Origin of the sequence: Shimia biformata (genome assembly GCF_016888515.1) — a bacterium.
GTDB lineage: Bacteria > Pseudomonadota > Alphaproteobacteria > Rhodobacterales > Rhodobacteraceae > Shimia_A > Shimia_A biformata.
Genome location: NZ_JAFEJK010000001.1, coordinates 2,990,471 through 3,001,548, shown reverse-complemented (window position 1 = coordinate 3,001,548; position 11,078 = coordinate 2,990,471). Strand labels below are relative to the sequence as shown.

12 protein-coding genes are annotated in these 11,078 nt (G+C 62.1%); 8 read left to right on the top strand and 4 right to left on the bottom strand.

Going from position 1 to position 11,078, the window contains the following annotated elements; genetic code table 11:
* Positions 1-140: 140 nt before the first annotated feature.
* Positions 141-1,082, bottom strand: a complete 942-nt coding sequence (locus tag JQ863_RS14770) for an alpha/beta fold hydrolase (RefSeq protein ID WP_204114917.1) — start codon at positions 1,080-1,082, stop codon at positions 141-143.
* 16 nt (positions 1,083-1,098) lie between these two features.
* Positions 1,099-1,389 (bottom strand): SCP2 sterol-binding domain-containing protein, encoded by a 291-nt coding sequence (locus JQ863_RS14765; RefSeq protein ID WP_204114916.1) that lies wholly within the window; start codon positions 1,387-1,389, stop codon positions 1,099-1,101.
* A gap of 131 nt (positions 1,390-1,520) precedes the next feature.
* Here JQ863_RS14765 and JQ863_RS14760 point away from each other — a divergent pair, with 131 nt between their 5' ends.
* The 7 genes from JQ863_RS14760 to JQ863_RS14730 all read left to right on the top strand — a co-directional run bounded on the left by JQ863_RS14760 (position 1,521) and on the right by JQ863_RS14730 (position 7,196).
* On the top strand, positions 1,521-2,018 hold the full coding sequence (locus JQ863_RS14760; protein WP_239113293.1) for a tetratricopeptide repeat protein: 498 nt from the start codon (positions 1,521-1,523) through the stop codon (positions 2,016-2,018).
* Positions 2,019-2,042: 24 nt separating this feature from the next.
* The gene (locus JQ863_RS14755) at positions 2,043-4,874 is read left to right on the top strand and encodes a helicase-related protein (RefSeq protein WP_204114915.1); all 2,832 of its coding nucleotides are present in this window, start codon (positions 2,043-2,045) and stop codon (positions 4,872-4,874) included.
* Positions 4,871-5,185, top strand: a complete 315-nt coding sequence (locus tag JQ863_RS14750; protein ID WP_204114914.1) for a hypothetical protein — start codon at positions 4,871-4,873, stop codon at positions 5,183-5,185. Before JQ863_RS14755 ends, JQ863_RS14750 begins: the two co-directional genes overlap by 4 nt.
* Complete coding sequence (locus JQ863_RS14745; RefSeq protein WP_204114913.1) at positions 5,182-5,637, top strand: PIN domain-containing protein; 456 nt, start codon at positions 5,182-5,184, stop codon at positions 5,635-5,637. The genes JQ863_RS14750 and JQ863_RS14745 overlap by 4 nt, the downstream gene beginning before the upstream one ends.
* Positions 5,637-6,014 (top strand): RNA-binding S4 domain-containing protein, encoded by a 378-nt coding sequence (locus tag JQ863_RS14740; protein WP_204115171.1) that lies wholly within the window; start codon positions 5,637-5,639, stop codon positions 6,012-6,014. The genes JQ863_RS14745 and JQ863_RS14740 overlap by 1 nt, the downstream gene beginning before the upstream one ends.
* Positions 6,015-6,065: 51 nt before the next feature.
* Positions 6,066-6,404, top strand: coding sequence for a ferredoxin FdxA (gene fdxA / locus JQ863_RS14735; RefSeq protein WP_204114912.1), 339 nt, complete (start codon positions 6,066-6,068; stop codon positions 6,402-6,404).
* A gap of 285 nt (positions 6,405-6,689) precedes the next feature.
* Positions 6,690-7,196, top strand: a complete 507-nt coding sequence (locus JQ863_RS14730) for a CarD family transcriptional regulator (protein WP_204114911.1) — start codon at positions 6,690-6,692, stop codon at positions 7,194-7,196.
* A gap of 74 nt (positions 7,197-7,270) precedes the next feature.
* Here JQ863_RS14730 and cobS read toward each other — a convergent pair whose 3' ends face one another.
* Positions 7,271-8,023, bottom strand: coding sequence for an adenosylcobinamide-GDP ribazoletransferase (gene cobS / locus JQ863_RS14725; RefSeq protein ID WP_204114910.1), 753 nt, complete (start codon positions 8,021-8,023; stop codon positions 7,271-7,273).
* A gap of 96 nt (positions 8,024-8,119) precedes the next feature.
* Between cobS and cobT the strand changes: the two genes are divergently transcribed.
* Positions 8,120-9,133 carry a nicotinate-nucleotide--dimethylbenzimidazole phosphoribosyltransferase gene (cobT, locus tag JQ863_RS14720; RefSeq protein WP_204114909.1) on the top strand — a complete coding sequence of 338 codons (1,014 nt, stop codon included), beginning with the start codon at positions 8,120-8,122 and terminating at the stop codon, positions 9,131-9,133.
* A 60-nt stretch (positions 9,134-9,193) separates the two neighbouring features.
* Here the strand turns inward: cobT and JQ863_RS14715 are convergent, their stop codons facing one another.
* Positions 9,194-11,065, bottom strand: a complete 1,872-nt coding sequence (locus JQ863_RS14715; protein ID WP_204114908.1) for a cation:proton antiporter domain-containing protein — start codon at positions 11,063-11,065, stop codon at positions 9,194-9,196.
* Between the last annotated feature and the right edge of the window lie 13 nt (positions 11,066-11,078).

Here is an 11,078-nt window from a genome sequence, read left to right as displayed (position 1 = left end):
GGTTTGCTGTCAGTCAGGGCAACAGATAGGCAGAGGCAACCGGGGGGTGCAAGGGGGAGTGCTGGATTGACGGACAGTAAACCGAAATGACAAGGACCGCCCCGTAAATGCCGGTGGCGGTTTCGTCGTTCAAAAGAGCGTCACAGGTGCCGGTCAAAGAACGCGCAGATCCCGTCATAGACCGGGGTGCGCATCTCGGGCAGTTCCATCAGGACCTCGTGTTCGCCCCCCTTGACGATATGCAACTCTCCGCCCGGCCAGTTCTCCATGCGTTTATGGATCGCGGGAGTATCGACGATTTTCTCATCGCCGCCAAGGAAGGTGATGCACGGATAATCGGGGGCGGGCAGCTTGGCCAGCGCGCGGGTTTCGTTCATCGCTTCATGCAGCCAGTGCAGCCCGGGACCGCCCAGGGCCAGATCGGGACGCTCACGCATCTGCACCTGCATGTATTCCCACATGTCGCGGTCATGGGTCAGGTTGTTGCATTCGAAATCGGCATCCAGCACATAGGTCAACGCCTTGGTGCCGGGTGTAAAGCTTGTCCCTGCGCCAGCCTTGCGCCCGACCCAGGACAGCGCCCAGGCGGTGGGGCGCATGGCCGCTGACATCTGGATACCCCACATCGGGCCGCTGAAGGCGGCGGCCTTGACCGGCAGCCCGCCCATCAGCGCGCGCAGGCCGATACAGCCGCCCATGGAATGGGCCAGAAGGAAGAAAGGTTTCGGCAGGTCCAGAGCCTGGGCGGCATCCACCATGGCGGCGACGTCCCGCTGGTAGTCGCCAAATTCGCCGACATGTCCGACCGCGCGGTCTTCGGTCAGGCGGTCGGCAATGCCCTGACCGCGCCAGTCGATGATCATCGTGGCAAAACCACGGGCGCGCAGATCGCTGGCCGCGCGCCCGTATTTCTCGATATATTCGGTGCGGCCGGGAAACAGCAGAACCGTCCCCTTGGCACCCTCATGGACCCAATGCGCCAGCCGGATCCGCACCCCGTCCGAGGTCTCGGCCCAATGTGCGACACCGCCTTCGGGACCGTCGGCGACCTCGTGATAAAGCGGGGCGGGGGACAGCCGCATCGGTTCGACCAAATGCTCAGGCCAGGACCGAACCCAGTTTCATCGCCATGCCCATGTCACCGTCAACGCGCAGCTGGCCGGACATGAAGGCGGCAGTGGGGTTGGTTTCACCGGCAAGAATCGCCTGGAACGTGTCGACGTCTGCCGACAGGGTCACGTCCGTCTCGTCATCCGAAGCGCGCACGCCGGAGCCGTCAATCACGATCGAACCTTCGCCCTCGATCTCGAATTTTGCCGAACCATCAAAGCTTTCGCCGCCCAGCTTGGCTTGCAGGGCTTCGACGGCTGCGGTCACGATATCGCTCATAAGTTTGTCCTTTGGATAGTGGTGCGGGTCTGGAATAATGATCCGCACGGCTTAATATGATTTACGTTATGGTCAACTTGCACAATTTTCTCAAACCTATCGTTGCGGCAGTTTGCCTCGCAAGCGGGTTTTTGCACCCCGTATCCGTTTTCGGCAGCGAGGCGTCGGCGCTTCTGGACCGCCTGCGCGATGCCAGTCCCGCGCAGGCCGCACAGCTGGAGCGTGAGATCCAGCTGGAATGGGATCGCAGCGGGTCTGCCACGGCAGACCTGTTGCGAAAACGCGGCGCCGATGCGCTGGAACGGGGCGAGTATGACATCGCGGTCGAACATTTCACCGCACTGGTCGACCACGCGCCTGATTTTGCCGAAGGCTGGGTCGAACGCGCCCGCGCCTTTGCCGCGCTGGGCATGTTTGGACCGGCGGTCGGCGATCTGGAACATGCGCTGGCGCTTGAGCCGCGCCACTATCAGGCCATCGCGGGGCTGGCAGAGCTGCTGGAAGCGATGAATATGCCCGACGACGCCTATACAGCCTGGGAACAGGTGAAGGTCTTACATCCCCATCACGAAGCGGCTACAGAGGCACTGGCCCGACTCGCACCGCAGGTGAAGGGGCAAGAGCTTTAAGACCGAATTCGCGCGGGCAGGACCATGCCAGACCTTGGACGCATCACCGCGGTGCTGGGCCCCACCAACACCGGCAAGACGCATTACGCGATCGAGCGGATGCTGGGCTATCGGTCGGGCATCATCGGCCTGCCACTGCGTCTTTTGGCACGCGAGGTCTATGACAAGATCGTTGCCGCACGCGGACCATCGGTTGTGGCGCTGGTCACCGGAGAGGAACGGATCGTGCCGCCGCGCACCCAGTATTGGGTCTGCACGGTCGAGGCCATGCCCGAGGGCATGGGCGCGGATTTTGTTGCCATTGACGAAATCCAGCTTTGCGCCGATCCAGAGCGCGGCCATGTCTTCACCGACCGTTTGCTCAGGTCACGCGGCACGCATGAGACGCTGTTTCTTGGCGCCGACACGATGCGCGGCACCATCCGGGCGCTGGTGCCGGGGGCCGAATTCATGCAGCGCGAGCGTATGTCGACCCTCAGCTATTCCGGCAGCCGCAAGATTTCCCGGATGCAGCCGCGTTCGGCCATCGTCGGTTTCTCGGTCGACAACGTCTATGCCATCGCCGAACTGATCCGCCGACAAAAGGGTGGGGCGGCGGTGGTGATGGGGGCACTTTCCCCGCGCACCCGAAATGCGCAGGTCGATCTCTATCAGAACGGCGATGTCGACTACCTTGTGGCGACGGATGCGATCGGCATGGGGCTGAACCTCGACATCGACCACGTCGCCTTTTCCGCCACCACCAAGTTCGATGGCCGCCGGATGCGCCCGCTGGCCCCGAACGAACTGGGTCAGATCGCGGGCCGTGCCGGGCGCGGCATGAGTCACGGCACCTTTGGCGTCACGGGCGAAGCCGCGCCGCTGTCGGACGAGGTCGCGCAGGCGATCATGGATCACCGCTTTACCCCGCTTCGCAAGCTGAACTGGCGCAATGCGGCGTTGAATTTCGGCTCGATCGACGCACTGATCGCGTCGCTGGAAGAGGCGCCGCAGGATGAAATCCTGATCAAGGCGCGCGAGGCGGATGACCTTATGGCGCTGAAATCCGTGGCGCAAACGGCGGAAATCCGCGCCCGCGCCGGGACACCGGACGGGGTCAGATTGCTTTGGGATGTGTGCCGTATCCCGGATTTTCGCGGCATCAGCCACGCCGAACACGCGGGCCTGATCGAAACGATTTTCGGTTATCTGCATGAAAAACAGGCACTTCCCGACGATTGGCTGGCCCGGCAGGTACGCCGGATCGACCGGATTGATGGCGATATTGACACATTATCGAAACGTCTGGCCTTTATTCGCACGTGGACCTATGTCGCACAGCGGAAAGGCTGGGTAAGTGACGAAAACCATTGGCGAAACGAAACCCGCGCGGTAGAAGATCGCCTGTCGGATGCATTGCACGAGCGTCTGACCCAAAGATTTGTGGACCGGCGCACATCCGTGCTTCTGCGCCGGCTCAAGCAGAAGGAGGCCCTTTTGGCCGAAGTGAATGACAAGGGTGAGGTGAGCGTCGAAGGTGAATTCGTCGGTCGTCTCGAAGGGTTCCGGTTCATGGGCGACAAGGGCGCCACGGGACAGGAAGCCAAGACGCTGAAACAGGCCAGCCTTCAGGCGCTGGCCCCGCATTTCCACCTGCGCGCCGACCGGTTCTATAACGCGCCCGATACCGAGATCGACTTCACCGAACAGGGTGGTCTGATGTGGGGCGACAGCGCCGTCGGCAAACTGGTCGCCGGACCCGAGCCGCTGAAACCGCAGGTCGAGGTCTTTGTCGACGACGAGGCCGGGGCCGAGGTTGCCGAAAAGGTCCAGCGTCGCCTTCAGCATTTCATCGACCGCAAGATCGCCGCGCTGTTCGAGCCGCTGCTGAACCTTGGCCGGGACGAGGAACTGACCGGGCTGGCACGTGGCTTTGCCTTCCGCATGGTTGAAAACCTCGGCATCCTGCCCCGTGGCGAGGTCGCGAGCGAAGTCAAGGAACTGGATCAGGACGCCCGTGGCGCGCTGCGCAAGCATGGCATCCGCTTTGGCCAGTTCACCATCTTCATGCCCTTGCTGCTGAAACCCGCCCCGACGCGTCTGCGCCTTGTACTGTGGTCGCTGTCGAAGGGTCTGCAAGAGTTTCCCGAAGCGCCGCCTCCGGGTCTGGTGACCGTGCCCTCGGGTGAAGGTCTGCCGCATGGCTATCACGCAATGGCCGGTTACCGCGCCGCCGGCGACCGCGCGATCCGTATCGACATGCTGGAACGGCTTGCCGACATGCTGCGCACCGAAGACAGCCGTGGCGGGTTTGAGGCCAAGGCCGACATGCTGTCGATCACCGGCATGACGCTGGACCAGTTCGCCGACCTGATGACCGGGCTTGGCTACAAGGCCGAGAAGGGCGAGCGTGAAAAGGTCAAAGCCGCGCCGGAAGCTGCCCCCGCCGAGGCGGTTGAGGCGTCAGACGCAGAAGCCGCGCCCGCCGAAGTCCCCGCCACAGACGCGGCAGAGGCTGAGGCACCTGTTGCAGAAGCGGTGGCTGAGATCGAAGAACCCGTCGAAGCACCCGCAGAAACACCTGCCGAAGCTGCTTCCGAAGACGGCCCCGAGATCGAGACCTTCTATACCTTCACATGGGCTGGACGCGGTGCCCGACAGGGCGGCAACCGTGGCCGTGGCCGACGTGACGATGCCCGCCCGCAAGGCGGCAAGCCCCGTGCCAAGGGCGGACGTCCCGGCGGTCCGAAAGGCGGCAAGGGCCCGCGCAAGGAACAGGGCGCCAAGTCCTTCCAGGCGCGTCCTCCGAAGCAGGACAAGATCGACCCCGACAACCCCTTCGCCGCGGCGCTGATGGGGCTGAAGGACAAGGGGTGATCGAGATGCCTATTGCAGACGCGAAGTCATTGACACCTTCAAATGCCATTGAAATAGCCAAAGGCTATTTCAATGAGTTTTTTGCCGACACGAAAACTGAAAACGTCTTGTTGGAGGAACTAGACTTTGACGACTCTACCGGCGTTTGGTCTGTTACAATTGGCTTCGATGTGGGTAGGACAAAGATGCGCCAACCCAACTACAACGCGTTGGCGGCATTGTCTCCTCAAGAAGTCATTCCAGTTAGGGAGGCCCGCCGGTTCTTCATTCGCGATGAAGATAGTGCGTTAATCAAATTGGATGTCGTTTGAAGAAGTATTTCCTAGACACAAATACTCTGATTTTGTGGTTGGTAGGATCTACGCATCCCGAATGGTTGGGAAAGAGAAAACCCGTCTCCGATTTGGACGAAGAGGATTATACGAACCTCAATGAAATTTTGTCAGATGCAAAAGCGTTCGTAACCCTCCCTTACGTTCTAGCCGAGACATCAAACCTAATTGGTTTCGGGAAGCGAAACACGGCAACCCCCGCGCTGTTTTTGCAGTTCCGGCGCTACGTGGAAAACTGTCAAGAACTGAAAGCTGTTTCCCAAGAGTTAGTGGCCAGGGATGCAATGAGCAGCCATGGACTAACCGACTACGCAATTATCACCCTCGTTCGCAACGGTGTCGTCACAGTTACTCAAGACTTTAAGCTATTTGGAGTGCTTCAGGAATTAGGTTTGCCAGTGGAAAACCTCCGACACAGAAGAAAACTATGATGACCGACCCGTCCCCAAAGCAACGGCTTGACAAGTGGCTCTGGCATGCGCGGTTTTTCAAAACCCGTACCCTGGCGGCAAAGGTGGTGTCCGGCGGCCATGTCCGCGTCAACGGAACCAAGGCCGCAAAGCCCAGTCATTCGGTGTCGCAGGGGGACGTGCTGACCTTCCCGCAGGCCCGGCGCATTCGCGTCGTGGAAATCGCCGCCCTTGGCGACCGGCGCGGCCCCGCAGCCGAGGCGCAGGCGCTTTATATCGACCGCACCGAACCCGAAACACCTGTTCCAAACGCGCCGGGATTTGACGGAAAGGGTCGCCCGTCCAAGCGTGATCGTCGCAATCTCGACCTTTCCCGCCGCACAGCGCTTGAAGATTAGCCCCGGCTGTTTTAGTCAGACGCCCAAGTCAAACCAGATCGAGTCCTTCACATGACCTATGTCGTCACCGAAAACTGCGTCGCCTGCAAATACACCGACTGTGTCGAGGTCTGCCCGGTGGACTGCTTTTACGAGGGTGAGAACTTTCTGGTCATTCACCCCGATGAATGCATCGACTGCGGCGTCTGCGAGCCGGAATGCCCCGCCGACGCGATCCGTCCCGACACCGAGCCGGAGATGGAGAAATGGGTCGAATTCAATCGGAAATACTCGGAAATCTGGCCGGTGATCATTTCCAAGAAAGACCCGCTTCCCGGCGCTGATGAGCGTGACGGCGAAGAAGGCAAGATGGAGAAATACTTCTCCGAAGCTCCGGGCGAGGGCGGCTGAGGTCGATTCGTCTCGTGGTGCCGCCTGGCGGTGCCCGCGACGGGCAAATTTCCGCCCCAAACCACTGAAAAGGAAGGGGGAACCGTGCGGTTGCCACGGGTGCCCCTTTGATTCGGCCCATTTTTGTGTTATATTGCTGACACAAATGTTGTGACCTGCCTGATACCATCCGATGTGCATGCTGCCGTGGATGGTTTTTTACGCCGCAGAGAAACCTTGGTCGCGGGAAGCTGTTTTCCCGGGGGTATCTTGTTCGCCGGCTCAGGCAAATCTGGGAAAGACTATATGACGAAGAAGAAACTGGACTTCCGCCCGAATGAACATGTTGTTTATCCGGCGCATGGTGTTGGTCAGATCATCTCGATCGAAGAACAGGAAGTGGCAGGCATGTCGCTTGAGCTGTTCGTGATCTCGTTCGAGAAGGACAAGATGACCCTGCGCGTGCCCACCAACAAGGCCACCGAGATCGGCATGCGCTCGCTCTCGTCGCCCGACGTCGTGGATCAGGCGATGAAGACGCTGAAGGGCAAGGCCAAGGTGAAACGCGCCATGTGGTCGCGCCGGGCGCAGGAATATGAGCAAAAGATCAACTCGGGCGACCTGATCGCGATTGCCGAGGTGGTCCGCGACCTGCACCGCACCGACGAACAGCGCGAGCAAAGCTATTCCGAGCGTCAGCTTTATGAGGCCGCGCTTGACCGGCTGACCCGCGAAGTTGCCGCAGTTCACGGCGATGACGAGGTCGCCGCCGCCAAGAAGGTGGACGAGGTGCTGCTGTCCCGCGCCGCCTGATCTGACGGACATTCCAAAATCAAGAAACCGCGCCTGTCACCGGGCGCGGTTTTTTTTGGACTTTGGACCTCGGTTCACGTTAGCGTGGCAAGGGTCGCCAAAAGCGCGATTTCGCAGACCTGCTGCGTTGCCCCCAAAACGTCCCCTGTCTGGCCACCGATCTTGGATCTGGCGATCAGCGCACAACAGCCTGTGGCAAGCAGGGCAACGACAATCAAGGCGATCCCGCCCCAACCCGCGCCCAGTATCGCAGCGCCGCATCCAATAGCCACCGCCACCAGCGCCTGTTGCCGCGACGGACGCCCCTGCGCCCGGCTCAGCCCGTCTGATCGCGCATGGGGCAAGGCGGTCATCAGAGCCGGCATGGCCGCCCGGCTCAGTGCCGCCACCCCGATCAGTGCCAGTCCCCACCCCGGCACCGTCAGGATCACCGTCAGCGCCGCCCAGCGACACAACAGCGACAGGCCAAGCGCCAGCACGCCATAGGTGCCGATCCGGCTGTCCTTCATGATCTCAAGCCTGCGCGCCTTTTCCCAACCGCCCCAGAACCCGTCGGCACAATCGGCCAGCCCGTCCTCGTGCATGGCGCCGCTCAGGACGATCGTCGCGAAAAGCCATGCCGCCGCCGCCAGCGTGGGAGGCAGGCCAAGCGCCATCAACAGCCAGCACATCACACCCGCCAGCATCGCCAGAACCACGCCCGCAAGCGGATAGGCCCAGGCGGCCGCCGCCCCGCGCGAGAAGTCGGCACGCAGGGGAAGCCGCGTCAGCAGCGCCAGCGCGACAGCGATATCGCCCGCTCTGATATCCGGTTTCTGCTGCGGCATGTCGGCTCTCACCCTCGTAAAGTCTCTTCCCGCCTTGTCGGTGGGCATCTTTCAGGTAAACACCCCCCAAGAACAAGTCCATTCACGGAGCTGCCCATGACCGCCCCCTTTGCCACACTTGAAGAATTCCGCGCAACGCTGGCCAAGGCGCCAACCCCTGACGCAAAAGCACATGGCGAGGCCGAGGCGCGAAATGGTCAGCTGACCAAGCCGCCGGGCGCGTTGGGGCGGCTTGAGGAACTGGCGATCTGGTATGCCGGGTGGCGCGGCGATGCGCGGCCATCGCTTGACCGTCCGCAGGTGATCGTCTTTGCCGGCAACCATGGTGTTACGGCGCAGGGTGTCTCGGCCTTTCCCGCCGAGGTGACCGAGCAGATGGTGCTGAACTTTCAGCACGGCGGTGCGGCTATCAACCAGCTGTGCCGCGCGGCGGGGGCCTCGCTGGATGTGCATGCCCTGTCGCTGGACAAGCCGACCCAGGATTTCACCAAGACCGCGGCCATGACCGAGGAAGACGTGACCGAGGCCCTGACCAAGGGCTGGACGTCGGTTGATCCCGGTGCCGACCTCTTGGTGGTTGGCGAAATGGGGATCGGCAATACCACATCGGCGGCGGCCATCGCGCTTGCGCTGTTTGGAGGCGATGCTGAGGACTGGACCGGGCGTGGCACTGGTGTCGACGACGCCGGACTTCTCAACAAGACCCGTGTTGTCGCCGAAGCGGTGGCGCTGCACGGCACCAACGACGGGCTTCAGGTGTTGCGCTGCCTTGGCGGGCGGGAACTGGCGGCCATGGCGGGCGCCATCGCTGCGGCCCGTGCCCACCGTATCCCGGTGATCCTTGACGGGTTCATCTGCACCGCCGCTGCCGCCTGTCTTGCGGCGGCCAATCCCGGCGCGCTGGACCACGCGGTCGCCGGGCATGTCAGCGCCGAGGGCGCCCACGGCGCGCTTCTGGACAAGCTGGGCAAGGCGCCGATCCTGTCGCTTGGCATGCGCCTGGGCGAAGCATCGGGCGCGACGGTTGCCATCAGCATTCTGAAGTCGGCCATCGCCTGTCATTCCGGCATGGCCACCTTTGCCGAAGCCGGCGTCTCGGACGCCGACTAGGTTTTTTGCTGGTCAAAAATACCCATGTCCCCACCTCTGGTCAGGTGGGGACATGACTGGTCAGGCGGCGTCGCTGCGCGTGTCCAGCACGGCCAGCAATTCGGCCTCAAGCTCTTTCTGCAACTCCTTCGACCGCGCGACATAGGCCTCGTTCTCTGAGGGCGGCTTGTCTGGATCCCAAAGCATGGCGAGTTCGCGGATCGTCATCCGGTCATGCTGATAGAAGGTCTGCTCGGCCTGCGCCGCCTCGTATTCACTGAGCCCGACGTTCTCCAGCACATAGCGGCCCGCGCGCAGGGACGAGTCAAACATCTCGCGCACGATGTCGTTGGCCCCGGCCTGATACAGCCTGAAGACGCTGACGCGGTCATGGGCGCGGGCGACGATATGCAGGTCAGGCCGTTCGCGGCGGGCGTGTTTGACCAGTTTCAACGCCGCTTCGGGATCATCCAGCGCCACCACCAGCACCTTGGCTTCGGCCAGCCCTGCGGCATGCAGCAGTTCCGGCCGGGTGGGATCTCCGAAGAACCCTTTCACCCCGAACCGCCGCATCAGCTGCACCGTGCGCAGGTCGTGGTCCAGAACCACCGTGCGGAAGCCTGCGCTTGACACCAGACGATGCACGATCTGCCCAAAGCGGCCGATCCCGGCAATGATGATCGGACCCTGTTCGTCGATGTCGTCAGGTTCCGGGGCGTCGTCCACCGCGTCCGTCACCGCATAGCGGGCCAGCACCTCGTTGGCGATGAACAACAGCGGCGTGACCAGCATCGACAACGCCACCACCAGAAGCAGGACTTCGGCGGTTTCCATCGGCATCACGTTCTGGGTCAGCGAGTAGGAGATTAGGACAAAGCCAAATTCACCGGCCTGCGCCAGGCCCAGCGTGAACAACAGCCGGTCGCGCCCTTTCAGGCCAAAGACCACCGCCAGCACGAACAGGATCAGCGCCTTCAGCGCGATCAGCCCCAGTGTCAGCCCAAGGATCGTCAGCGGTGCGCTGAACAACAGATCGACATTGATCCCGGCCCCCACCGTGATGAAGAACAATCCCAGAAGCAGCGCCTTGAAGGGCTGGATGTCGCTTTCCATCTCGTGGCGGAATTCCGAGTTCGCCAGAACCACCCCGGCGATGAAGGTTCCCAGCGCCGGAGACAGGCCGACCACGGTCATCACCAGCGCAATGCTGACCACGATCAGCAGGGCAAGCGACGTATACATTTCGCGCAGATGGGCGCCGTGGATATAGCGGAAGATCGGGCGGCTGCCATAAATCCCGCCCAGGATGATTGCCGCGACCACACCCAGGGTGACCAGCGTCTCGCCCCAGGCGGGCAGGCTGTGCAGCCACTCGGCGACAAAGCCAAGCGCACCGCTGGCGTTGTCATGCCCTTCGGCCAGCTCCGCGCGCGCGTCCTGCGAAGCCAGAAGCGGCAGGATGGCAAGAAAGGGAATGACGGCAATATCCTGTGTCAGCAGGACGGCAAAGGTTGATCGCCCGCCCTTCGTCTGCATCAGCCGCTTCTCAGTCAGGGTTTGCAGCACGATCGCCGTCGAGGACAGCGAGAATGTCATACCGATCGCGATGGCCAGCGGGGTTTCGGCCCCAAGCAGAATGGCGGCCCCGGCCACCGCAGCCCCGGTAATGCCGATCTGCAACCCGCCAAGACCCAAAAGCTTGTGCCGCATTGCCCAAAGTGCGCGCGGGTCCAGTTCAAGTCCGATCAGGAACAGCATCATGACCACGCCGAACTCGGCATAGTGTTGCAACTCGTGCGATTCATGTGTTCCGAGAAGGCCCAGCACCGGCCCGATCACCACCCCCGCCGCGAGGTAGCCCAGCACCGAGCCCAACCCAAGCCGCGCAGCGATCGGCACCGCGATCACGGCGGCGGCCAGGAAAATCGTTGCCTGAAAGAAAATGTTTTCCATGTCAGTCCCTATG

Excerpts from the sequence above, each read along its gene's own strand:
- fdxA (WP_204114912.1), top strand. The coding sequence starts at position 6,066 with ATGACCTATGTCGTCACCGAAAACTGCGTCGCCTGCAAATACACCGAC.
- JQ863_RS14755 (WP_204114915.1), top strand. The coding sequence starts at position 2,043 with ATGCCAGACCTTGGACGCATCACCGCGGTGCTGGGCCCCACCAACACC.
- JQ863_RS14740 (WP_204115171.1), top strand. The coding sequence starts at position 5,637 with ATGACCGACCCGTCCCCAAAGCAACGGCTTGACAAGTGGCTCTGGCAT.
- cobS (WP_204114910.1), bottom strand. The coding sequence starts at position 8,023 with ATGCCGCAGCAGAAACCGGATATCAGAGCGGGCGATATCGCTGTCGCG.
- JQ863_RS14730 (WP_204114911.1), top strand. The coding sequence starts at position 6,690 with ATGACGAAGAAGAAACTGGACTTCCGCCCGAATGAACATGTTGTTTAT.
- JQ863_RS14770 (WP_204114917.1), bottom strand. The coding sequence starts at position 1,082 with ATGCGGCTGTCCCCCGCCCCGCTTTATCACGAGGTCGCCGACGGTCCC.
- cobT (WP_204114909.1), top strand. The coding sequence starts at position 8,120 with ATGACCGCCCCCTTTGCCACACTTGAAGAATTCCGCGCAACGCTGGCC.
- JQ863_RS14765 (WP_204114916.1), bottom strand. The coding sequence starts at position 1,389 with ATGAGCGATATCGTGACCGCAGCCGTCGAAGCCCTGCAAGCCAAGCTG.
- JQ863_RS14715 (WP_204114908.1), bottom strand. The coding sequence starts at position 11,065 with ATGGAAAACATTTTCTTTCAGGCAACGATTTTCCTGGCCGCCGCCGTG.